Raw genomic sequence first — 21,677 nt, 5'->3', positions numbered from 1 at the left:
TCAGGCTCCTTGCTGGGCCAAACCGAGCGCCTCGCGAACACGGGTCCTGACTTTCACCCGATACCGTTTGTCACTCACCGAAAGCACGCCGCCCAGGGACATCATCAGAGCACCCAGCCAAATCCAGCGAACGAATGGTTTGATATGCACGCGGACGGCCCAGGCGCCGTTTTCCAGCGGCTCGCCCAGCGCCACATAGAGATCACGGGTGAAACCTGCGTCGATCCCCGCCTCGGTCATTGGCATTTGCTGCACGGTGTACAGACGCTTCTCCGGGTGCAGCGTCGCGACCTGCTTATCGCCCTCAAAGACGCGAATGGTGCCTTTGTCAGAGGTGAAGTTCGGGCCTTCGAAATGTTTGGCCCCGTCGAATACGAAGCTGTAACCGCCCAACTGCAGCGACTCCCCCGGAGCCAGGCGCAGGTCACGCTCGTCGCTTTGCTGACTCGTCAACACCACACCCAGCGCGCAAACCACCAGACCGAAGTGCGCCAGCTGCATGCCCCAATAACTCGGTGTCAGACTCCGCAAGCCTTTCAACAGGCCTTTGTGGCGAGTCTTGTCGAGGATGTCACGCACCCCCGCGCTCACGACCCAACCAGCGAGCAGACAGACCGCCAGTACCGCCCAGTGAAAATCACCAAACAGCATCGAGCCCAGTCCGCCCAGAACGGCACTGGTAATCAGCACGGGCGTCAGCATGCCGATAAGCCATTTAACCGGTGTGTTCTTCCAGCGCACCAGCACGCCCACGCCGAGCGCGAGCATCAATGCGCCAATCAGCGGCAGGAACATCGCGTTGAAATACGGCGGGCCGACCGAAAGTTTGGTGTCGGACAGCGCGTCGAGCAGCAAGGGGTACAACGTGCCCAGCAGGATCATGGAGGTCGCAACGACCAACAGCAGGTTGTTGACCAGCAGCAGCGTTTCACGTGACCACAGACCAAAGCCGATCTGACTCTTCACCACCGGCGCACGCAGGGCGAACAGCGTGAGCGAACCACCAATCACCACGAGCAAGAAGGCGAGGATAAAGACACCGCGCTCAGGATCGGTGGCAAAAGCGTGTACCGAGGTGAGTACCCCGGAACGAACCAGGAAAGTCCCCAGCAAGCTGAGCGAGAAGGCAGCAATCGCCAGCAGTACGGTCCAGCTCTTGAATACACCACGCTTTTCCGTCACGGCCAGTGAGTGGATCAAAGCAGTGCCCACCAACCATGGCATGAACGAGGCGTTTTCCACCGGATCCCAGAACCACCAGCCGCCCCAACCCAGCTCGTAATACGCCCACCAGGAACCGAGCGCGATACCCGTACCCAGAAAGGCCCAGGCAATCAGCGTCCAGGGACGTGACCAGCGTGCCCAGGCCGCGTCCAGGCGGCCGCCCAGCAAGGCGGCAATCGCAAACGCAAAGGCAACCGAAAAACCGACATAACCCATATAAAGCATGGGTGGATGCACTACCAGACCGAAATCCTGAAGCAATGGATTGAGATCGCGCCCATCCATCGGTGCTTGCGGCAGCAGCCGCTCGAAAGGATTGGACGTGACAATCAGGAACAGCAGGAAACCAATGCTGATCAGCCCCATCACGCCCAGCACCCGCGCCAACATGTCCTCGGGCAGCTGTCGCGAGAATATCGACACGGCGAAGGTCCAGCCTGCCAGGATGAACGCCCACAGCAGCAGCGAGCCTTCGTGTGCACCCCATACAGCGCTGAACTTGTAGTACCAGGGCAAGGCGCTGTTGGAATTCTGCGCGACATAGGCCACGGAGAAATCATCCACCATGAAGGCATAGGTGAGGCAGGCAAAGGAAAACGCCAAGAAGGAGAACTGACCCCAGGCGGCAGGTTGCGCCAGCCCCATCCATTGACTGTCGCCGCGCCAGGCCCCGATCAGCGGGAGCGTGCCCTGCACCACGGCCAGACACAGCGCCAGAATCATTGCGAGATGACCAAGCTCAGGAATCATTTGGCACCCTCCTGCGTGCTGCTGTAGGGCTTGCTTTTGCCGCTTTTCTCCAGCGCTGCGGTGACCTCTGGCGGCATGTAATTTTCGTCATGCTTGGCCAGCACTTCATCAGCAACCAGGACGCCATCAGCGTTTACGCGCCCCAAGGCAACGATGCCCTGCCCTTCACGAAACAGATCGGGCAGGATTCCTTGATACTGGATAGTGACCGCTTCGGCATAGTCAGTGACCCGAAAGCTTACCGTCAGGGAATCGTTGCTGCGCTGTACCGAACCCTCTTCGACCATGCCGCCAGCACGAATCCGCGTGCCTTCAGGCGCTTCGCCAGCCGCAATCTGCGTCGGTGTGTAAAAAAGGTTGATGTTCTCTTGCAGGGCGGATAATGCCAGCGTAACCGCAACACCAACGCCGGCCAGAATGGCCAGAATGATGAACAGACGCTTTTTGCGCACAGGATTCACTTCATTTCCTCCCGGCGCAAACGACGCGCCTCGTCTTGCAGATAACGCCTGCGCGCCATCATTGGCAGCGCCACGTTGAGAACCAGGACCGCCAGGCTGATGCCGTAGGACGTCCAGACGTACAGACCATGGTTACCCATGGCAATGAATTCCGAAAAAGACGAGAAGTTCATGATGCTCTACCCACCAGTTCTTTCACTTCCGCTTTGACCCAACTGCTTCTCGACTCGCGGCGTAGCACCTCGAGACGCATGCGCATGAGCAGCACCACCGCAAAGAAGCAGTAGAAGCCCAGCACCATGACCAGCAGGGGCGCCCACATTTCCACGGGCATGGCCGGCTTTTCTGTCACGGTGAAGGTGGCCGGCTGGTGAAGGGTGTTCCACCACTCGACGGAATATTTGATGATCGGGATGTTCACCACCCCAACGATTGAAAGCACGGCGCAAGCCTTGGCTGCGCTGTCACGATTGCTGATGGCCTGACCCAAGGCGATGATGCCGAAATACAGAAACAGCAGAATTAGCATCGAAGTCAGGCGCGCATCCCACACCCACCAAGCGCCCCACGTAGGCTTGCCCCACACCGCACCGGTGACCAGCGCAATGAAGGTCATCCAGGCACCAATGGGCGCAGCCTGCTGCAGGGCGACATCGGCCAGCTTCATTTTCCATACCAACCCGACCAGCCCCGCCACCGCCAGCATCACATAGATGGACTGCGCCAGAAACGCGGCCGGAACGTGGATATAGATGATCCTGAAACTGTTGCCCTGTTGGTAATCTTGAGGAGCAAATGCCAAACCCCAGACCAACCCGACGCCAACCAGCAGCAATGCGGCCCAGGCCAACCAAGGCAGCCAGCGACCGCTGATGCCATAAAACCATTTAGGCGAACCCAGCTTGTGGAACCATGTCCAGTTCATAGAGCCTGCCTCACGCCTGCTTCGTATGCCGATACTGCGCCATAACCGGTCAACCGCCGCTTGTTTGCGATCATCAAATCCATCGTGGCGATAACCGCTCGTCTCGCATCGGTCCACTGCGTTCCGCTATTGGATAGAAACATTCTGCCAATCCGTCATTCGCCGACGCTGATTCTCAGGCCGGCCGCTATTGCAAAGGGTGTCAGAGTAACTGCCAGGGCAGTCAGGCTGGAAAGCCATAATAGATAACCGAGTGCAGGCAGCCCCTGTAGCGCTGCCTGCAGTGCGCCACTGCCCAGAATTAGCACGGGGATGTACAGCGGGAGAATAAGCAGTGCCAACAAAAGCCCGCCTCGCTTGAGCCCGACTGTCAAGGCGGCACCGACCGCGCCCAACAGGCTCAGAACCGGCGTACCCAGTAGCAGCGACATCAGCAGTACCGGCAATGCGCTGACCGGCATACCTAGCATGAGCCCCAGCAGCGGTGCCAGCAGCACCAGCGCCAGGCCGGAGAACAACCAGTGTGCCAGCACCTTGGCGAGAACCAGAAGCGCCAACGGGTGCGGCGAAACGACCCACTGCTCCAGTGAGCCATCCTCAAAATCACTGCGGAACAATCCATCCAGAGAAAGCAACACAGCCAATAACGCAGCGACCCAGATCAGGCCGGGCGAAATGGTCTGCAGCAGCTGCGTCTCAGGGCCGACCGCCAGGGGAAACAGTGCGATGACAATGGCAAAGAACACCAATGGATTGGCCAGCTCTGCCGGCCGGCGGAACAACAGCCGGCTTTCGCGAGCCAGCAACAGCGTAAAGACGTTGCTCATGCGGCTCGCTGTCCCAGATCGATTTCGCGAAATCCCGCCGGCATTTCAACAAGCGAATGATGGGTGGTCAGCACGACCATGCCGCCTTGCTCGCAGTGTGTCGCCAGGTGCCGCTCTAGCTGCACCACGCCGCCTTTATCGAGCGCCGTGAAAGGTTCATCGAGAATCCACAAGGGCGGCGGCGACAGATACAGCCGGGCCAGCCCAACCCGTCGCTGCTGACCGGCGGAGAGCGTATGACAGGGCACATCCTCGAAACCGCGCAGCCCTACGGCCTCAAGCGCCTGCCAGATCGCATCACGCGACGCAGGCTGATGCAAGGCGCACAGCCAGGTGAGATTTTCCTCGGCGCTCAGCAATCCTTTGATGCCGGCAGCATGACCGATCCACAACAGATTGCGGGCCAGTTCGCCGCGCTGGCTTTCCAGCGTTTCTCCCTTCAACAGCACCTCTCCGGAGGTTGGTTGCATCAAGCCGGACAGCAACCGCAGCAGGCTTGTCTTGCCACTGCCGTTGGGGCCGGCGATCTGCAACATTTCCCCTTTGACGATCTGCAGGTCTAACCTCTCGAAAAGCAGGCGCCAGTCTCGCTCACAGGAAAGCGCCACAGTTTCTAGAAAGGGGCTGGACACGCTAGGGCTACCTCAAGATGAAAGGAGCCCGGCCGCTACAAGATCGGGCGGGCGGCGGAATTATACATGCCGAACCCGGACGCCAAAGACCACAACGTAGAAAGGTTGTAAGAGCATTTAAGTAAGATGACCGAGATCAAAAGCACTCAGGCAATTCCCGCCGCCGGTCCTTCTCGCCCGACAGTGGCGCCGGCCGACCTTGCGTTGAAATTGCTGCAGCCAATGCAGGGATTGCTGGCCGCAGGCGAGAGTGCCGAGGCGGAAGTCATCAGCATAAAAGAGGCACTGCAAAGCTTTCAGTTGACACTGCGCCTAACCCTGAGCAGCGGACGACAGGCAACGGTCGAAACCACGAGCCCAAAAGCAGCCTCGCCTGGGGCTGCCCTGCTCATCACCGCCGTCTCCGATTCGCGTCTGATAGCTTCGTTGCAGCCCAACAATCGCCAGCCGCAGAGCAGCATCGATCTAGCGCAGTTGCCAACGGGCAGCGTAGTGCAGGGCAAGGTGACAGCCAGCCAGCAAACTCAGCAGGACGGCAAGCTTCTGTTCAAGGTCGTAATCACTCTGCTCAATTCGCCGCTCGCCGGGCAGAAGCTCAACGTCGAATCCGCCATGCCGCTCGCGCCAGGCAGTCTGATTACCGCGCGCGTCCAGGGCGACCAGTCGTTGGTCTTCATGCCATTGAGCGGTCGCTTAGACCAGTTGATGCTGGGCCAACAACTGACCGCACAACACAGTCGCCAAGGCTCGATAGAAGGGCTGCTCACCGCGCTCGCACCCAGCGCGGCACTGCCCGAGCAATTGCGTGGGGCAGCCGAACGCCTGCTAGGCCTGGTGCCGGACATGCAACAGCTTGGCGATGCCAAGGCCTTGGCACAGGCGCTGGCGCGCAGTGGGGTTTTTCTAGAAGGCAACCTCCTGCGCGGCGAAGCAAGCGATCTGCCGACTGACATAAAGGCCACCCTGCTCCGCCTGATCGCGCAACTGCCGGGCCTGCCTGGTGGGGGCGCGCTAGCAGCCGCGCAGGCAGGTGCTAGTCTCGGCCAGGCTCTGCCAGCCTTCGCCCGCAACGCGCTCGGTGCGCTTGGCCAGCCAATCCCACGCCAGCTGGCGCAAAATTTCCCCTTGTCGAGCCGTTTACTGCCGAATGCCGACGAAGAGCCCGACCTTGAGCTATTGCTGAAGCTGGCGGCAGCGGCAGTGTCGCGCCTACAGACGCATCAACTGTCCAGCCTTGCCCAGACCCAGACCAGTCCGGACGGCACCCAGGTCACGACCTGGCAGCTCGAGGTGCCAATGCGCGACCAGCGCGATATCGTCCCGCTGCAAGTGAAGTTTCAACGTGAAGACGAACCCCAACAAAACCGCAAGGAAAAACCGGAAACGCTCTGGAAGGTCGAGCTCGCGTTCGATGTCGCGCCGCTCGGTCGGTTGCAAGTCCAGGCACAACTGCTGCAGGGCAGTCTTTCGAGTCAGATCTGGGCCGAACGCAGCGGTACTGCCGAGCTGATCTCGGCAGAGCTTGAGCACTTGCGTCAGCGACTGGTCACAGCAGGATTAAATGTTGGTGAGCTGGCCTGTCGACAGGGAACGCCGCCGCAGGGACCTCGCACTTCACTGGATCAACGCTTCGTGGATGAAACCGCATGACCCACCAGACACCGCGCCAGGCCATCGCACTGACCTATGACGGCGCCACCGCACCGACCCTGTCAGCAAAGGGCGACGACGAACTGGCCGAAGCGATTCTGGCAATCGCTCGCGAACACGACGTGCCAATCTACGAAAATGCTGAATTGGTAAAGTTGTTGGCGCGCCTGGAGTTGGGCGACGCGATTCCCGAAGCGCTTTACCGCACCATTGCGGAGATCATCGCCTTTGCCTGGTATCTAAAAGGTAAATGCCCGCCAGGCTTTAGCACTCATAAAGACCCATCGACGCTTCCGCTGCTCAATGGGCCTGAGCGTTGAGCGTCGTGACGTCATCTATGTGGCCCTTCTCCTGCGGCAGATCAGCCAGCATCCAGGCGAAGTAGCCTTCACGGAAGTAAAAAACCTGCTGATAGCCCCACGCGACCGCGAGGCGCACTGCCTCGGCACTCGCCGGGCAAACGTCGCTGTTGCAATAGATCACCAGAGGCACGCTTCTTGGCCACTCGGTCCGCGACAGCCCGAAGAACTCATGTGCCAGACTCATGTGCACCGCGCCTTCAACATGCCCCCAGACCCACTCGCGCCTGGGTCGCACATCAATGAACACCGCGCCAAGCGCATGAAGTTGCCGAGCCTGATACACGTTGACGGTCATTGCACCGTTCACATGTGATGGCGCTTCCGCTGCGCTGAGCCAAGCGGGGCTCGCCAGCATGCACAGCATCAGAATGCGCAGCATCACATCCTCCTCGCCCTCGGGCACAGGCCTTCACCAGACATGGCCAAACCTTGTCCAGATTGGAGGAAGCAACAGTCATATCGTTCAATGCCACGGTCAGCGGGCCGACGTTTTGACGCCCGAGCGCAGCGAGGGATCTGCGCGCTAATCGGCCTCGCGCCGCGCCTGATGCAATTTGCGCATCAGTTCGGCTTCAGATTGGGACAAACCGCAGGACTGCGTCAGATCATCGACACTGGCGCCCATACCAACCAGTTTGGCCGCCTGAGAAAAAGAGAAATTGTTTGGATCGCGCTGCTCGAGCTGGCCCAGCTTTTCCGGCAACGGAGCAACGATACGCGACAGTTCATGCAGGTCCTTGCCCATTCGCACGTTGCTTTCCAGATAGTTGTCCAGACGGGCGCTGAGCGCTTTGATGCGTTTGTCGCGGATAGCGTCTTCGCGTGCTTGCGTCTCGACCTGCTGGCGCTGGCGGCGAAACAGCCAGATGCAGCAGCCGAGCAATGCGAGGCAGCACAAGGCAAGCGCAACGACCGCCGCTACCAGCGACGCGATCATGTTTCAGATGCTCTCAAGTTCCGCCCATTCTTCTTCACTCATCATCTTGTCCAGTTCGACCAGAATCAGCAGCTCATTGTTCTTGTTGCACACGCCCTGGATGAACTTCGCTGATTCATCGTTACCGACGTTAGGCGCAGTCTCGATTTCCGATTGGCGGAGGTAGACCACCTCAGCCACGCTGTCGACGAGGATGCCGACGACCTGGCGGTCAGCCTCGATGATGACGATACGGGTATTGTCCGATACCGGCGCCGTGTCGAGACCAAAGCGCTGGCGCGTATCGATCACCGTAACGACGTTGCCACGCAGGTTGATGATGCCCAGCACATAGCTGGGAGCGCCCGGCACCGGGGCGATTTCGGTGTAACGCAGCACTTCCTGGACCTGCATCACGTTGATGCCATAGGTCTCGTTATCCAGTCGGAAGGTTACCCATTGCAGGACCGGATCATCGGAACCCTGTGCGGAAGTCATCTTCATAGCCCCACCTCTTCATGTACCGCACTGGCGGTTGATTCTATCGGTTACTCGGGGCGCTTGTGTGCCCCTGTGTTTGTTCAATTCGTTTACGACGGGACGCCCTTGAGATGTCGGGTCGCACCGCTGGCGATCAGCTCGGCGAGCGCGGTCACGTCCACCAGCGCACACATGTGGTCGATCACCGTACCGGCCAGCCAGGGCCGCTGAGTGCGCTGAGTGCGCCACTTCACTTCTTTCGGGTCCAGACGAATCGAGCGACTGACCTGATGCACTGCCAGCCCCCACTCATATCCCTGCACAGAAATCACGTACTGAAGTCCGTCGCGGAAATCGTCGCGATACCGTTCAGCCATGACCCAGCGTGCGGTGTCCAGAACCTTCAGATTGCCAGCCTGGCTCGGCAAGATACCGAGGAACCAGGCGGGCTGACCGAAAAGAGGCGTGAGCTCTTGTCCGGCAAGCGGATAGATCGAGCCGAGACTCACCAGCGGCACCGCCAGCGTCAGCCCGGCCACATCGAACAACAAGCACTCGAACGGCTCCTCACCCCACTCCGGCTGACCACTGGGGATCGCGGGAGGACCAACCGGAGCCTGCCCCTGCGACTCGAAAATGGCAATCGGCTCGACCGGTGCAAGCGGTGCTTCCAAGGGCAATTCGGGCGGCAACTCGAGTAACGCCTGAGCCTCGACTGTTACCGGAGCGGCCACAGTTTCAGGTTCAGCCGGAGTAACCGGACGCAGCGCAACTACTCGCTGTGTGTCGCGTTGCTGCTCCTCGAGTACGGCAGCCTGGAACTCGTCTGGACTGACCGATTCGGTCAATCCAACGATGGCGTCCTGCAACAGGGCGTCGAGATACGACTGCAGCGTCTGTTGCGATCGGCTTTCTTTAAGAACGGTACGACTCATGGAACCAACTCGTGCGAACCCACTGAATAGGCTATCGGCCGCACCCAGGGCGAACTTGAACTGCGGACGCGGCCGTACGTCGTCATTCAGGCCACCGCTGGCGACGCTTGCGCCGCCAGCAGTGTTTTAAGCAGTGCGCGATAGGCAAGCACGCCTCGGCTACTGGGGTCATGCTGCGATGGCGTAAGGCCGGCGCGACTGGCATCACGCAACCGTGTGTCGATCGGAATGAAGGCTTGCCAGAGGTGCTCCTGGTAGCCGTTACGCAAGACCTTAAGTGTGTTCATCGAGGCCTGGGTGCGACGATCGAACATGGTCGGCACGATGGTATAAGGCAAGGCCTGCCGGCGTGAGCGGTTGATCATACTCAGCGTGCTGACCATGCGCTCCAGTCCCTTCATGGCCAGGAATTCGGTCTGCACCGGGATGATCAGCTGCTGGCTGGCGGCCAGCGCGTTCACCATCAGCACGCCAAGCAGCGGCGGGCTGTCGATAATCGCGTAATCGAAATCCTGCCAGAGCTGCGAAAGACTCTTGGCGATGACCAGGCCGAGACCGTTCTGGCCCGGCGACTGGCGCTCCAGCGTCGCCAGCACTGTACTGGACGGCAGCAAGGAGAGACGCTCATGGCTGGTTGGCAGCAGCAGCTGCCAGGGCAGCCCCTCGGGAACGGTTCCCTGATGCTGGAACAGGTCGAAAACACTGTGGTCGAGGTTATCCGGATCATGGCCGAAATAGCTCGTCATCGAGCCGTGGGGATCGAGATCCAGCGCTACGACCCGCTTGCCGGAATCGGCCAGCAAACCGGCAAGTGCAATGGAGGTAGTGGTTTTACCCACTCCGCCTTTTTGGTTGGCTACAGCCCAGACTCTCATAACTCTTTTTCCATCCGGATCGAACCAGACCGGGACCGGCCGTCTAGGCTTTAGCCAACGACGGAGAATTGACGACGCCGCGAGCGGCACCTAACGATCAGAGGGAGCAGCACGTTGTGTGCCAGTTTGGGCGCTGCCCACGACCGGTCGGGCATTTGCGCTTCCTACCCCACTGACGCTGCGACGCACATCGAGATTTCGGGAGATGACCAGAATCACGCGACGATTGCGCGCCCTGCCCTCGGCGGTGGCGTTGTCCGCGATAGGCTGGAACTCGCCGTACCCTACCGCCGCCATCCGCGCGGGGTCGACACCGTCCGCAGCGAGCATCCGCACCACACTGCCAGCCCGCGCTGCGGACAGCTCCCAGTTGGTCGGGTATTTCGCCGTGTTGATGGGCAGGTTATCGGTGAAGCCTTCTACGTGAATCGGATTGTCGAACGGTGCCAGTATTCCGGCGACCTTTTCCAGGAGATCGAACGCGTGGTCGTTGGGCAGCGCATCGCCACTGGGGAACAGCAAGCTCGAATTCAGCTCGATTTCCACCCACAACTCATTACCGCGAATGGTCAGCTGATTGGAACCGATAAGATCGGCGAAAGCCGCCTGCATGCTCTTCATGATGCTCTGCAGCGGATCGATTGGCTGCTGCGATGATTGCGGCTCATCGATCTGGGATACATCTGGCTGCGTAGTCCGCGGCCGCTCTTCACCAATCGGAATCGGCTTTACGGCGCGGTCGACCTGATTGAAAACGCCTACCAACGAGTCGGACAAGATTTTGTATTTGCCCTCGTTGAGCGAGGAGATCGAATACATCACCACGAAAAAGGCAAACAGCAGTGTGATGAAGTCCGCGTAGGAGACCAACCAACGCTCGTGATTCTCGGGCTCTTCGTGACTGCGGCGACGAGCCATGATCAGATCACCACACGCCAGGCGCAACAAATGAACAGGCTCACCTGAGCGGCACTTGGGTAGAACGTCTTGCTTGCAGTCTTTGCCATGTTCAGTCCCAGATCCGCAGCGCCGAGCGTACGCAGCGTTGCCCTTGTGTCATTAATCGATGAAACCCTGGAGTTTCATTTCGATGGAGCGAGGGTTTTCTCCTTCGGCGATCGATAGAACGCCTTCGAGCAACATTTCGCGGTAAGCGGTCTGCTTCTGCACCACACTCTTGAGCTTGTTGCCCATCGGCAACACCAGCAAGTTGGCAAAGGCCACGCCATAGATGGTGGCAACGAATGCAACCGCGATACCGCTGCCCAGTTGGCTGGGATCGGCAAGGTTGCCCATGACATGTATCAGCCCCATCACCGCACCGATAATGCCTACCGTAGGCGAGTAGCCGCCCATGCTCTCGAATACTTTGGCCGCCCTGAGATCGCGGGTTTCCTGGGTGTACAGATCAACTTCGAGAATGCTGCGAATCACTTCCGGCTCAGCACCATCGACCAGCAGCTGCAGGCCTTTGCGAGCGTAAGGATCCGGCTCGGTTTCGGCGATCGGCTCGAGGCCAAGCAGCCCCTCCTTGCGCGCCGTGGCACTCCATCCCGTGACCAGACTGATTCCACGAACCATGTCGATGCGCGGCGGGAAAAAAATCCAGCCCATCACCGACATCGCACGCATGAACACCGGCATGGGCGTCTGCAACAACACTGCCCCGAGCGTACCGCCGAGAACGATAAGCGCAGCCGGCCCGTTGAGCAGCGCCGAAACATGCCCACCCTCTAGGAAATTACCCCCAACAATGGCGACGAATGCGAGCACCAGCCCAATCAGGCTGAGTACATCCATTAGATGCACGCCTCGCTCAAGTGGCGACCAATGTCATCGAGCCCGTAAACGGCGTCGCTGAGGTTGGCCTTGACCACCGCCATCGGCATGCCATAGATCACACAGCTGGCCTCGTCCTGAGCCCACACCTGGCTACCGCTCTGCTTGAGCATCCTCGCCCCTTCGCGGCCGTCAGCACCCATCCCGGTCAGCACTACGGCCAGCACTTTGTCTCCGTAGGCCTTGGCGGCTGAACCAAAGGTAACGTCAACGCAAGGCCTGTAATTGAGGCGCTCATCGCCCGGCAGAATGCGTACCGTGCCGCGCCCGTCGACCATCATCTGTTTACCGCCCGGCGCTAGAAGTGCCAAGCCAGGGCGCAGTACATCGCCATCTTCTGCTTCTTTGACGCTGATCTTGCAGAGCTTGTCCAGACGCTCAGCGAAGGCTTTGGTAAACGCGGCCGGCATGTGCTGGATCAGCACGATAGGCGCCGGAAAATTGCCGGGCAGTTGCGTCAGTACGCGCTGAAGCGCAACCGGCCCACCGGTCGAGGTGCCAATGGCAACCAGCCGGTACGACTTGCGACGAGGCGCCGAAGCTGGAGCTTGAGCTGTATGGACCGGCGCCGAAGGCCTCGCATGAGAGGTGATACCCGAAGGGCTGCCGCCGACCGGGCGCGCTGCGTGGGTCGTGGCTGCCGGAGCGGTGACAGTACTGCTGAAACGGCGATTGCTGCGCGAGATGCTATGAACCTTCTCGCAGAGCAGCTGCTTTACCTTGTCCGGATTTCGCGAGATGTCTTCGAAATTCTTGGGCAGAAAATCAACGGCCCCCGCATCCAGCGCATCGAGCGTGACCCGCGCGCCTTCATGGGTAAGCGAGGAGAACATCAACACCGGCGTTGGGCAGCGTTGCATGATCTGCCGGACGGCGGTGATACCGTCCATCATCGGCATCTCGTAATCCATGGTGATGACGTCCGGTTTCAGCGCCAGCGCCTGGTCGATAGCCTCGCGCCCGTTGGTCGCGGTTCCGATCACCTGAATATTCGAGTCTGAAGAAAGGATCTCCGATACACGGCGGCGGAAGAAGCCGGAATCGTCCACCACCAGGACCTTGACTGCCATAAAACAACTCCTAGCGACAGCGGTCCGAGAAAAAACCGCTGCCTACTGATCAGATCCGGCGCGCGTAACGCTTGAGCATGCTCGGGACGTCCAGGATCAAGGCGATACGACCATCGCCGGTGATAGTCGCGCCGGACATCCCCGGAGTGCCCTGCAGCATCTTGCCCAATGGCTTGATCACCACCTCCTCCTGCCCCACCAGCTGATCGACGACGAAGCCGATACTTTGATTGCCGACGTTGAGGATCACTACGTGCCCCTCACGCTGCTCTTCGAGCTCGGCTCCGTGCACCAGCCAGCGCTTGAGATAGAACAACGGCAGCGCCTTGTCGCGGACTATCACGACTTCCTGACCGTCAACCACATTGGTACGGGATAGGTCGAGGTGGAAAATTTCATTGACGCTGACTAGCGGGAAGGCGAATGCCTGGTTGGCGAGCATCACCATCAGGGTCGGCATGATCGCCAGCGTCAGCGGCACCTTGATCACGACGCGCGAGCCCTGACCCTTGTTGGAAAAGACGTTGACCGTACCGTTGAGCTGCGAAATCTTGGTCTTGACAACATCCATCCCGACGCCGCGGCCGGACACGTCGGAGATTTCGGTCTTGGTCGAGAAGCCCGGCGCAAAAATCAGGTTGTAAGATTCCAGATCGCTCAGTCGGTCGGCGGCGTCTTTATCGAGCAAACCTTTCTCAACTGCCTTCGCACGCAAGACGTCCGCATCCATGCCTTTACCGTCATCGGTGATCAGCAGCAGGATATGGTCGCCTTCCTGTTCAGCGGAAAGCACGACCTTGCCGGTGCGCGGCTTGCCTGCGGCTTCGCGCTCTTCCGGAGTTTCGATGCCGTGGTCCACCGCGTTGCGCACCAAGTGCACCAGTGGATCGGCCAGCGCCTCGACAAGGTTCTTGTCCAGATCGGTTTCTTCACCGACCAGCTCGAGATTGATCTCTTTCTTGAGGCTGCGAGCCAGATCGCGAACCAGACGCGGGAAGCGGCCAAAAACCTTCTTGATCGGCTGCATGCGCGTTTTCATCACGGCACTTTGCAGATCGGCGGTCACCACATCGAGGTTGGACACGGCCTTGGCCATGGCTTCATCGGCACTGTTGGAGCCCAGGCGCACCAGGCGATTACGCACCAGCACCAGCTCACCAACCATGTTCATGATTTCATCAAGTCGGGCGGTATCGACTCGAACGGTTGTCTCCGCCTCGCTCGCGGGCTTCTCCGGTGCGGCGGCAGGCTTGGATGCAGGCTCTGCTTTAGCCGGAACAGCGGCTTTGCTCGCTACGGTGCTTACAGCTGGCTTCGCAGGCGCAGCCTTCTTTTCCGCAGGCGCGGTAACCGCTGCGGGCTTAGCAACAGGCACAACTGCAGCCGCAGCTGGTGCAGCCGCGTCGGGCTCAAACTTTCCTTTTCCATGCAGCTGGTCCAGCAGCGCTTCGAACTCGTCGTCGCTAATATCGTCACCACCAGCAGCTACAGGCTTGGCCGCCGCTTCAGCGGGTGCGGCTGCCACCGGCTCGGCGAACTGGCCTTTGCCATGCAGCTGGTCGAGCAGCGCCTCGAACTCATCATCAGTGATCTCGTCGCTGGCAGATGGTTGCACGACAGCCGCCGCCGATGCAGCCGGCTTTGCGTCCTGCTCAGCCGCGAACTGGCCTTTTCCGTGGAGTTGATCAAGCAACGATTCGAACTCCTCGTCGGTGATCTCGTCAGCGGCACTGGAGGCCGGCGTCTCGACAGACTCTTCCAGCGCGCCAAGAAACTGCTCGAACTCGCTATCGGCAGTAACCGCAGGCTCGGGTTCAGCCTCGACAGGGGCTTCGACCACAGGTTCCTGCGCACCGGCCGGCTCAGCCAAGCGGGCCAGCGCTGCCAGTAGCTCAGGGGTCGCTGGGGTTACCTCGGTACGCTCGCGCACCTGGCTAAACATTTCATTGACGGAGTCCAGAGCCTGCAGAACGACATCCATCAATTCCGAGTCGACGCGACGTTCACCCTTGCGCAGGATGTCGAAGACGTTTTCGGCGATGTGGCAGCATTCCACCAGCTCATGTAGCTGGAGAAACCCGGCACCGCCTTTTACCGTATGGAAACCGCGAAAAATCGCATTGAGCAAGGCTGTGTCATCGGGGCTGCTTTCCAGCTCCACCAGCTGCTCTGACAATAGTTCGAGAATCTCGCCGGCCTCTACCAGGAAATCCTGGAGGATTTCTTCATCGGCGTCGAAGCTCATATTTAACTTCCCCTAAAAGCCCAGGCTCGAAAGCAGATCATCGACATCGTCCTGCCCGGAAACGACGTCTTCACGTATATCGGCATGCATCTGCGGACCTTCACCATTGGAAGGCTGTTTTTCTTGTTTTTTTAGTTCCTGCTCGGCGCGCATCGCTTCGCGGTCATGCTGGATGCCCGCCACGCGGTCAACCTGGCCTGCCATCAGCACCAGATTAAGCAGGTTACTTTCGAGTTCGGTAATGAGCCGGGTCACCCTTTTGATCACCTGACCGGTGAGGTCCTGGAAATCCTGGGCCAGCATGATTTCGCTAAGGTTCTGCGACAGCTGACTGCCATCGTTCATGCTGCGCTGGAGAAACTGATCGATGCGTTTGACCAGGTCGCGGAACTGTTCAGCGTTCATATCGCGACGCATGAAGCGCTGCCAATCGGCAGTCAGGCTCTGGGCTTCGTAGCTGACGTAGTTCACCAGCGGCGCCGATTCCTCAACCAGGTCCATGGTGCGGTTGGCCGCTTTTTCGGTCATCTCCACCACGTAAGACAATCGGTCCGTGGCGTCGGTGATTGGCGACGGATCACCCCCCGTCGCACAGGTGTCCATTTCGAGCTTGACGATGGCGTTGTGCAGCTCACGCGTGAGCTTGCCGACTTCCTGGTACAGCCCCAGGTTGCGCGCCTGATTGAGCTCGTTAAACATCTGCGTCGCTTCTTCGAAGCGGCCCTGCTGCAGACTTTCAATCAATTGGGGTGCATGAGCCCTCAGAGTCGCTTCGAACTCTGCCAGGCCTTGGTCTGCTTGCGTCATAGTGCCCTCGCGGCGTTACTGCTTCAGCCGTTGACGCGCTCGAAGATCTTTTCGATCTTTTCTTTGAGCACTTGAGCCGTGAATGGCTTGACCACGTATCCGTTAACGCCAGCCTGCGCGGCCTCGATGATCTGATCGCGCTTCGCCTCGGCGGTCACCATCAACACCGGCAGGTGCTTGAGGCGCTCGTCGGCGCGCACCGCGCGCAGCAGGTCGATGCCGCTCATGCCGGGCATGTTCCAGTCGGTGACGAGAAAATCGAAACTTCCGCTCTTCAGCATTGGCAAAGCAGTAGTGCCGTCGTCCGCTTCGGCGGTATTGGTAAAGCCCAGATCGCGCAAGAGGTTCTTGATGATCCGTCTCATGGTCGAAAAATCGTCGACGATGAGGATTTTCATGTTCTTGTCCAAGTACACCTCCGTAAACCCGAATCCGAGACCTGCTCACGGTCTGTTTGCGGGCCTCATGAATGAAGCTCGTAAGCGGTCTCTAATGCTTTGTTGCAAACCGGTCGTTAACGCGCGCGCCACTCGCCAAGACGAGCCCGCAGACGTGCCGCGCACTGACTGTGCAACTGGCTCACCCGCGATTCACTGACGCCCAGTACCTGACCGATTTCCTTCAAGTTCAACTCTTCGTCGTAATACAGCGAAAGCACCAACTTTTCACGTTCGGGCAGGTTGCCGATGGCTTCAGCCAACGCCTGTTGAAAACGCTCGTCTTCGAGATCGCGGGACGGTTCCGGATGGGTGCTGGCAGCATCCTCCTCGAACTCCCCATGCTCACCTTCCTGAAGCAGATCATCGAAGCTGAACAGGCGGCTGCCCAAGGTGTCGCCCAGAATGCCGTAGTACTCATCGAGACTCAATTTAAGTTCGGCCGCAACTTCCTGATCTTTAGCGTCGCGTCCTGTTCTGGCCTCAATTGCCCGAATCGCCTCACTGACCATGCGCGAATTCCGGTGTACCGAACGCGGCGCCCAATCACCCTTGCGCACCTCGTCGAGCATCGCACCTCGTATGCGAATACCCGCGTAAGTCTCGAAACTCGCACCCTTGCCGGCGTCATATTTCTTTGACGCTTCCAGCAAGCCGATCATCCCAGCCTGCATCAGGTCGTCGACCTGCACGCTCGCCGGCAAACGCGCCAGGAGGTGGTAAGCAATGCGTTTGACCAGCGGCGCGTATTGATCGATGAGTTGGTACTGCGAGTCTTTAGCCTGAGCTTTGCTGTAATACATACCGAATCCAGCCGCTATTGTTCGTTAGGCTCTGCGGCGGGCCTTACCAGGCGCTCCACAAAGAACTCCAGATGACCGCGTGGCGTTGCCGGCAACGGCCAGGTGTCAACTTTCTGCGCGATGGCCTTGAAAGCCAGCGAACACTTTGCACGGGGGTAGGCTTCATAAACGGCACGCTGCTTCTGCACGGCCTTTCGCACCGACTCGTCGTACGGAATCGCGCCTACATACTGCAGCGCCACGTCCAGGAAGCGCTCAGTCACCTTGGTCAGCTTGGCGAACAGATTGCGGCCTTCCTGCGGCGCATGGGCCATGTTGGCCAGTACCCGGAAGCGGCTGATGCCGTAGTCGCGATTGAGCAGTTTGATCAGCGCGTAGGCATCGGTGATCGACGTGGGTTCGTCGGTCACCACCAGCAGCACTTCCTGTGCGGCGCGCACAAAGCTCACCACACCATCACCAATGCCGGCGGCGGTATCGATGATCAGCACATCGATGTCATCGCCGATATCGCTGAACGCTTGGATCAGGCCGGAGTGCTGCAGCGTCGATAGCTGCACCATGCTCTGCGTGCCGGATGCGGCCGGCACGATGCGGATGCCGCCCGGCCCCTGGATCAGCACGTCACGAAGATCGCATTCGCCTGCAATGACATCAGCCAGGGTGCGTTTGGTTGTCAGGCCGAGCAACACATCGACGTTGGCCAGACCGAGGTCGGCGTCGAGCAATACGACCCGACGCCCGAGATCGGCCAGCGCCAAGGACAGATTGACCGACACGTTGGTCTTGCCGACGCCACCTTTGCCGCCGGTCACTGCAATAACCTGTACGGGATGCATACCCATTTTCACACGCCTATCTCTTGCTGGAGCCCTAGGGCCATCGATGCGTTCAGCCCGAACGCGTCTTCTTTGTGTGTCACACGTAGCAAAGCGTTCATCCGACCTTCCGAGAACCGTTGTAAAGATCGGAGAACATGTCAGCCATGGTTTCCTCGCTCGGATTCTCTTCCGATTGCAAGCTCACCGCACGACTGACCAACTGATGACTGCGAGGCAGATGCAGGTCGTCCGGAATACGCGGCCCATCGGCGAGGTAAGCGATAGGCAGATGCTGACTGATGATAAGCCCCAACACATCGCCCAGGCTGCCGGCCTCATCCAGTTTAGTCAGGATGCAGCCCGCCAGCCCGCAACGGCGGTAATTGTGCCAGGTAGCCTTGAGCACCTGGCTCTGGCTCGTCGCTGGCAGAACCAGATAATTTTTCGCCTTGATGCCACGGTCCGCCAACGCTTCGAGCTGCACCTTCATCATCGAGTCACCCGCGGGTAGACCAGCGGTATCGACAAGAATCAGGCGCTTACGAGCCAACGGCGCCAGTGTTTTGCTCAAGGGCTGACTCGGGTCCAGCTGAATAACCGGTACGTCGAGAATACGCCCCAGTGTTTTCAGCTGTTCCTGAGCCCCAATCCGATAGTTGTCCATGCTCGCCAGAGCGATGCTCTGCGGGCCGTGCTTGAGCACGTAGCGTGCAGCGAGCTTGGCCAGGGTGGTGGTCTTGCCGGCACCGGCTGGGCCGACCAGAGCGATCACCCCACCCTCTTCCAGCGGCTCGACCTTGGTCACCTTGATCGATTGCGCCAGATGCGCCAACAACATCCGCCAGGCCTGGCGTGGCTCCGATACGGTGGAGACTTTTTCAAGCAAGGCGCGAGACAGTTCGGCCGGCAAACCGATGCGCTGCAGGCGGCGCCAGAGGCCAGCCTGTTGCGGACGGCGGCTCTGCTCCTGCCCCCAGGCAATCGAACCGAGCTGCACTTCGATCAGTTCACGCAGGCCCTGCAGTTCCGACTGCATCGCCTCGACCGCACGTGATTCGAACGACGGGCTCGCGGCGCCGGGGGTTGCCTGGGGCGCAGCTGGGGGCTTCTCGTCAAACAGCTGACGATCCTGACCAGCCGAACCGCGCGCTGGCGCGCTGATTTCGGCATGGGCACTGGCAAGTCGCGCCTGAGTCTTGCGCAGCTCGGCTTCGAGAGCCGGATTAGGCTGCTTCGCCACAGCCGATTCCATCGGATAATCAAGCACAGCGGTCAGCTCGACGCCGCCAGCGACCCGACGGTTTCCCGTGATCACGGCGTCAGCGCCCAGCTCGTCACGAATCATCTTCATGGCGATACGCATGTCGGCTGCGAAGAAACGTTTGACCTGCATGGCCTGTAGCCCTCAGTTAATTCTGACCCACCGTTGAAACGATGGTGACCTGCTTGTTATCCGGTATTTCCTGATAGGCCAGTACATGAATGTTCGGTACGGCGAGGCGGGCAAACCGCGACAGCATCGCGCGGACTGGACCTGCCACCAGCAGAATCGCCGGCTTACCTAACATTTCTTGACGCTGTGCCGCTTCTACCAGAGAACGTTGCAACTTTTCGGCCATTCCTGGCTCGAGGAGAATGCCATCTTCCGAGCCTTGTCCAGCCTTCTGAAGGCTATTGAGCAATATCTGTTCCAACCTGGGCTCAAGGGTGATCACAGGCAGCTGCGGCTCAAGCCCGACAACGTTTTGCACGATTGCACGAGACAGCGCGACACGTACTGCCGCTACCATTGCGGCGGGATCTTGACTCTTGGCAGCGACATTGGCGATGGCCTCGGCAATCGTACGGATGTCACGCACAGGCACCTGCTCCTGCAGCAGCGCCTGCAGCACCTTGAGCAAGGTGGACAAGGAAATCATCCCTGGCACCAACTCCTCGGCGAGCTTGGGCGAGCTCTTAGCTAGCAACTGCAGAAGCTGCTGAACTTCCTCATGCCCGAGCAATTCATGGGCATGCTTGTGCAGTATCTGGTTGAGGTGCGTCGCTACCACAGTGCTGGCATCCACCACCGTGTAGCCGAGCGATTGCGCCTGATCGCGCTGGCTGGCCTCGATCCATACCGCCTCCAGCCCGAAAGCCGGATCCTTGGCGGCGATGCCGTTGAGCGGGCCGAATACCTGCCCCGGATTGATCGCCAGCTCGCGATCCGGATACACCTCGGCTTCCGCCAGGCTTACGCCCATTAGCGTCAAGCGATAGGCGTTGGGCAACAGGTCGAGATTGTCGCGAATGTGCACCGACGGCATCAGAAAGCCCAGATCCTGGGACAGCTTCTTGCGCACGCCCTTGATCCGGGCCAGCAGCTGTCCACCCTGATTGCGGTCAACCAGGGGGATCAGCCGGTAACCGACTTCCAGGCCGACCATATCCACCGCCGTCACATCATCCCAGCCCAGCTCCTTGGTCTCGGCGGCCCGCTGGGCAGGGAGCATTTCCTGCTGCTTCTGCACCTCCTGCTCGGCCTGTTGCGTGACCTGCTTCTGACGGTGCCAGATCCAGTAGGCGCCACCTGCAGCCACCGCACCGAGGCCGAGAAACGACATGTGCGGCATGCCCGGCACCAGGCCCATGGCAATCATGATGCCTGCCGATACCGCCAGCGCCTTGGGCGAGGCGAACATCTGCCGGTTGACCTGCTGCCCCATGTCCTCGGAACTGGTAACGCGGGTCACCATGATGGCGGCGGCCGTCGACAGCAGCAGCGAAGGGATCTGCGCAACGAGGCCGTCACCGATGGTCAGCAAGGCATAAACCTGCCCCGCCTCGCTGAAGCTCATGCCGTGCTGCGCCATGCCGATGCCGACGCCGCCGATGAGGTTGATGAACAGAATCAGCAGGCCGGCGATGGCGTCGCCGCGAACGAACTTGCTCGCACCGTCCATCGAACCGTAAAAATCCGCCTCGGAGGCGACCTCGACCCGGCGCAACTTCGCCTCGGACTGATCGATCAACCCGGCGTTGAGGTCAGCGTCGATCGCCATCTGCTTGCCCGGCATGGCGTCGAGGGTGAAGCGCGCGCTGACTTCGGAGATCCGCCCGGCACCTTTGGTAACCACGACGAAGTTGATGATCATCAGAATTGCGAAGACGACGATACCGACGACGTAGTTGCCGCCGATCACCACGTTGCCGAACGCCTCGATCACGTGACCAGCCGCTGAGCCGCCTTCATGGCCATTGATCAGCACCACTCGCGTCGATGCCACGTTGAGCGCGAGTCGCATCAGCGTGGCGACCAGGAGGATCGTCGGGAATACGGCAAAGTCCAGTGGCCGCAGGGCGTAGACGCTGACCAACAGCACGACGATCGACAACGCAATGTTGAAGGTAAACAGCAGGTCCAGAAGGAACGGCGGCACCGACAGCATCATCATGCCCATCATGACCAGCAACAGCAGCGGCACCCCGAGGTTACCCCGCCCTGCGCCAGCTAGGCCGTTGCCGAAATTGATGAGTTGCGTGCGATCCACGTAGACCCCGCCAGACAAGAACAAAGAATTGACGCAAAACGCGTCCTATCCGGGCTATAGCAAGAAGAGGTCCAGTTTTGGTCGAGCC

General features: G+C 59.8%; 23 protein-coding genes. 2 read left to right on the top strand and 21 right to left on the bottom strand.

Features of this window, described 5'->3' with window-relative positions:
* The 6 genes from CXK96_RS08715 to ccmA all read right to left on the bottom strand — a co-directional run bounded on the left by CXK96_RS08715 (position 1) and on the right by ccmA (position 4,819).
* Positions 1-1,974 carry a heme lyase CcmF/NrfE family subunit gene (locus tag CXK96_RS08715; RefSeq protein WP_102836085.1) on the bottom strand — a complete coding sequence of 658 codons (1,974 nt, stop codon included), beginning with the start codon at positions 1,972-1,974 and terminating at the stop codon, positions 1-3.
* Positions 1,971-2,435 carry a cytochrome c maturation protein CcmE gene (gene ccmE, locus CXK96_RS08710; protein WP_102836084.1) on the bottom strand — a complete coding sequence of 155 codons (465 nt, stop codon included), beginning with the start codon at positions 2,433-2,435 and terminating at the stop codon, positions 1,971-1,973. Before ccmE ends, CXK96_RS08715 begins: the two co-directional genes overlap by 4 nt.
* Positions 2,432-2,608, bottom strand: a complete 177-nt coding sequence (gene ccmD / locus CXK96_RS08705) for a heme exporter protein CcmD (RefSeq protein WP_102836083.1) — start codon at positions 2,606-2,608, stop codon at positions 2,432-2,434. Before ccmD ends, ccmE begins: the two co-directional genes overlap by 4 nt.
* Positions 2,605-3,360, bottom strand: coding sequence for a heme ABC transporter permease (locus CXK96_RS08700; RefSeq protein WP_102836082.1), 756 nt, complete (start codon positions 3,358-3,360; stop codon positions 2,605-2,607). Before CXK96_RS08700 ends, ccmD begins: the two co-directional genes overlap by 4 nt.
* Positions 3,361-3,515: 155 nt before the next feature.
* Positions 3,516-4,187: a heme exporter protein CcmB gene (gene ccmB, locus CXK96_RS08695; RefSeq protein ID WP_102836081.1), complete on the bottom strand. Its 672-nt coding sequence runs from the start codon at positions 4,185-4,187 to the stop codon at positions 3,516-3,518.
* On the bottom strand, positions 4,184-4,819 hold the full coding sequence (gene ccmA / locus CXK96_RS08690; protein WP_102836080.1) for a cytochrome c biogenesis heme-transporting ATPase CcmA: 636 nt from the start codon (positions 4,817-4,819) through the stop codon (positions 4,184-4,186). Before ccmA ends, ccmB begins: the two co-directional genes overlap by 4 nt.
* Before the next feature lie 126 nt (positions 4,820-4,945).
* Between ccmA and CXK96_RS08685 the strand changes: the two genes are divergently transcribed.
* Both CXK96_RS08685 and CXK96_RS08680 read left to right on the top strand, forming a co-directional pair.
* Positions 4,946-6,469, top strand: coding sequence for a flagellar hook-length control protein FliK (locus CXK96_RS08685; RefSeq protein ID WP_102836079.1), 1,524 nt, complete (start codon positions 4,946-4,948; stop codon positions 6,467-6,469).
* Positions 6,466-6,789 (top strand): EscU/YscU/HrcU family type III secretion system export apparatus switch protein, encoded by a 324-nt coding sequence (locus CXK96_RS08680; RefSeq protein WP_102836078.1) that lies wholly within the window; start codon positions 6,466-6,468, stop codon positions 6,787-6,789. The genes CXK96_RS08685 and CXK96_RS08680 overlap by 4 nt, the downstream gene beginning before the upstream one ends.
* On the opposite strand, the gene CXK96_RS08675 is transcribed toward CXK96_RS08680, so the two are convergent.
* The 15 genes from CXK96_RS08675 to flhA all read right to left on the bottom strand — a co-directional run bounded on the left by CXK96_RS08675 (position 6,770) and on the right by flhA (position 21,589).
* Positions 6,770-7,210 (bottom strand): rhodanese-like domain-containing protein, encoded by a 441-nt coding sequence (locus CXK96_RS08675; protein ID WP_102836077.1) that lies wholly within the window; start codon positions 7,208-7,210, stop codon positions 6,770-6,772. The two genes, CXK96_RS08680 and CXK96_RS08675, sit on opposite strands and share 20 nt — an antisense overlap.
* Positions 7,211-7,354: 144 nt before the next feature.
* On the bottom strand, positions 7,355-7,768 hold the full coding sequence (locus CXK96_RS08670; protein WP_102836076.1) for a DUF2802 domain-containing protein: 414 nt from the start codon (positions 7,766-7,768) through the stop codon (positions 7,355-7,357).
* 3 nt (positions 7,769-7,771) lie between these two features.
* Positions 7,772-8,251 (bottom strand): chemotaxis protein CheW, encoded by a 480-nt coding sequence (locus CXK96_RS08665; RefSeq protein WP_019340623.1) that lies wholly within the window; start codon positions 8,249-8,251, stop codon positions 7,772-7,774.
* Between the two features lie 86 nt (positions 8,252-8,337).
* A complete protein-coding gene (locus CXK96_RS08660) occupies positions 8,338-9,162 on the bottom strand; it encodes a CheW domain-containing protein (protein WP_102836075.1) in 825 nt (274 codons plus the stop codon).
* Between the two features lie 86 nt (positions 9,163-9,248).
* Positions 9,249-10,037 carry a ParA family protein gene (locus tag CXK96_RS08655; RefSeq protein ID WP_102836074.1) on the bottom strand — a complete coding sequence of 263 codons (789 nt, stop codon included), beginning with the start codon at positions 10,035-10,037 and terminating at the stop codon, positions 9,249-9,251.
* A gap of 90 nt (positions 10,038-10,127) precedes the next feature.
* Positions 10,128-10,955 carry a flagellar motor protein MotD gene (motD, locus tag CXK96_RS08650; protein ID WP_102836404.1) on the bottom strand — a complete coding sequence of 276 codons (828 nt, stop codon included), beginning with the start codon at positions 10,953-10,955 and terminating at the stop codon, positions 10,128-10,130.
* A 141-nt stretch (positions 10,956-11,096) separates the two neighbouring features.
* Positions 11,097-11,837, bottom strand: a complete 741-nt coding sequence (locus CXK96_RS08645) for a flagellar motor protein (RefSeq protein ID WP_102836073.1) — start codon at positions 11,835-11,837, stop codon at positions 11,097-11,099.
* Entirely contained in the window at positions 11,837-12,946 is a 1,110-nt protein-coding gene (locus CXK96_RS08640) for a protein-glutamate methylesterase/protein-glutamine glutaminase (RefSeq protein ID WP_102836072.1), read from the bottom strand. The genes CXK96_RS08645 and CXK96_RS08640 overlap by 1 nt, the downstream gene beginning before the upstream one ends.
* 49 nt (positions 12,947-12,995) lie before the next feature.
* Positions 12,996-15,191, bottom strand: a complete 2,196-nt coding sequence (locus CXK96_RS08635; RefSeq protein ID WP_102836071.1) for a chemotaxis protein CheA — start codon at positions 15,189-15,191, stop codon at positions 12,996-12,998.
* A gap of 12 nt (positions 15,192-15,203) precedes the next feature.
* On the bottom strand, positions 15,204-15,998 hold the full coding sequence (locus tag CXK96_RS08630; protein WP_102836070.1) for a protein phosphatase CheZ: 795 nt from the start codon (positions 15,996-15,998) through the stop codon (positions 15,204-15,206).
* 23 nt (positions 15,999-16,021) lie between these two features.
* Positions 16,022-16,396: a chemotaxis response regulator CheY gene (locus tag CXK96_RS08625; protein WP_172830728.1), complete on the bottom strand. Its 375-nt coding sequence runs from the start codon at positions 16,394-16,396 to the stop codon at positions 16,022-16,024.
* Positions 16,397-16,512: 116 nt separating this feature from the next.
* Positions 16,513-17,238 carry an RNA polymerase sigma factor FliA gene (fliA, locus tag CXK96_RS08620; RefSeq protein ID WP_102836069.1) on the bottom strand — a complete coding sequence of 242 codons (726 nt, stop codon included), beginning with the start codon at positions 17,236-17,238 and terminating at the stop codon, positions 16,513-16,515.
* 14 nt (positions 17,239-17,252) lie between these two features.
* Positions 17,253-18,083: a flagellar synthesis regulator FleN gene (gene fleN / locus CXK96_RS08615; RefSeq protein ID WP_102836068.1), complete on the bottom strand. Its 831-nt coding sequence runs from the start codon at positions 18,081-18,083 to the stop codon at positions 17,253-17,255.
* A gap of 91 nt (positions 18,084-18,174) precedes the next feature.
* Entirely contained in the window at positions 18,175-19,452 is a 1,278-nt protein-coding gene (gene flhF / locus CXK96_RS08610) for a flagellar biosynthesis protein FlhF (RefSeq protein ID WP_102836067.1), read from the bottom strand.
* A gap of 16 nt (positions 19,453-19,468) precedes the next feature.
* On the bottom strand, positions 19,469-21,589 hold the full coding sequence (gene flhA / locus CXK96_RS08605) for a flagellar biosynthesis protein FlhA (RefSeq protein ID WP_102836066.1): 2,121 nt from the start codon (positions 21,587-21,589) through the stop codon (positions 19,469-19,471).
* Positions 21,590-21,677 lie beyond the last annotated feature (88 nt).

It is taken from the genome of Stutzerimonas stutzeri, assembly GCF_002890895.1.
Lineage (GTDB): Bacteria > Pseudomonadota > Gammaproteobacteria > Pseudomonadales > Pseudomonadaceae > Stutzerimonas > Stutzerimonas stutzeri_AB.
Note: the sequence above shows the minus strand (reverse complement) of the source record. Positions and strands in the feature narration are given on the sequence as shown.

Excerpts from the sequence above, each read along its gene's own strand:
- CXK96_RS08660 (WP_102836075.1), bottom strand. The coding sequence starts at position 9,162 with ATGAGTCGTACCGTTCTTAAAGAAAGCCGATCGCAACAGACGCTGCAG.
- fliA (WP_102836069.1), bottom strand. The coding sequence starts at position 17,238 with ATGTATTACAGCAAAGCTCAGGCTAAAGACTCGCAGTACCAACTCATC.
- CXK96_RS08680 (WP_102836078.1), top strand. The coding sequence starts at position 6,466 with ATGACCCACCAGACACCGCGCCAGGCCATCGCACTGACCTATGACGGC.
- CXK96_RS08640 (WP_102836072.1), bottom strand. The coding sequence starts at position 12,946 with ATGGCAGTCAAGGTCCTGGTGGTGGACGATTCCGGCTTCTTCCGCCGC.
- fleN (WP_102836068.1), bottom strand. The coding sequence starts at position 18,083 with ATGGGTATGCATCCCGTACAGGTTATTGCAGTGACCGGCGGCAAAGGT.
- CXK96_RS08665 (WP_019340623.1), bottom strand. The coding sequence starts at position 8,251 with ATGAAGATGACTTCCGCACAGGGTTCCGATGATCCGGTCCTGCAATGG.
- CXK96_RS08700 (WP_102836082.1), bottom strand. The coding sequence starts at position 3,360 with ATGAACTGGACATGGTTCCACAAGCTGGGTTCGCCTAAATGGTTTTAT.
- CXK96_RS08715 (WP_102836085.1), bottom strand. The coding sequence starts at position 1,974 with ATGATTCCTGAGCTTGGTCATCTCGCAATGATTCTGGCGCTGTGTCTG.
- CXK96_RS08635 (WP_102836071.1), bottom strand. The coding sequence starts at position 15,191 with ATGAGCTTCGACGCCGATGAAGAAATCCTCCAGGATTTCCTGGTAGAG.
- CXK96_RS08670 (WP_102836076.1), bottom strand. The coding sequence starts at position 7,768 with ATGATCGCGTCGCTGGTAGCGGCGGTCGTTGCGCTTGCCTTGTGCTGC.
- ccmB (WP_102836081.1), bottom strand. The coding sequence starts at position 4,187 with ATGAGCAACGTCTTTACGCTGTTGCTGGCTCGCGAAAGCCGGCTGTTG.
- CXK96_RS08675 (WP_102836077.1), bottom strand. The coding sequence starts at position 7,210 with ATGCTGCGCATTCTGATGCTGTGCATGCTGGCGAGCCCCGCTTGGCTC.
- flhF (WP_102836067.1), bottom strand. The coding sequence starts at position 19,452 with ATGCAGGTCAAACGTTTCTTCGCAGCCGACATGCGTATCGCCATGAAG.
- ccmD (WP_102836083.1), bottom strand. The coding sequence starts at position 2,608 with ATGAACTTCTCGTCTTTTTCGGAATTCATTGCCATGGGTAACCATGGT.
- CXK96_RS08685 (WP_102836079.1), top strand. The coding sequence starts at position 4,946 with ATGACCGAGATCAAAAGCACTCAGGCAATTCCCGCCGCCGGTCCTTCT.
- CXK96_RS08655 (WP_102836074.1), bottom strand. The coding sequence starts at position 10,037 with ATGAGAGTCTGGGCTGTAGCCAACCAAAAAGGCGGAGTGGGTAAAACC.
- CXK96_RS08630 (WP_102836070.1), bottom strand. The coding sequence starts at position 15,998 with ATGACGCAAGCAGACCAAGGCCTGGCAGAGTTCGAAGCGACTCTGAGG.
- CXK96_RS08625 (WP_172830728.1), bottom strand. The coding sequence starts at position 16,396 with ATGAAAATCCTCATCGTCGACGATTTTTCGACCATGAGACGGATCATC.
- motD (WP_102836404.1), bottom strand. The coding sequence starts at position 10,955 with ATGGCTCGTCGCCGCAGTCACGAAGAGCCCGAGAATCACGAGCGTTGG.
- CXK96_RS08645 (WP_102836073.1), bottom strand. The coding sequence starts at position 11,837 with ATGGATGTACTCAGCCTGATTGGGCTGGTGCTCGCATTCGTCGCCATT.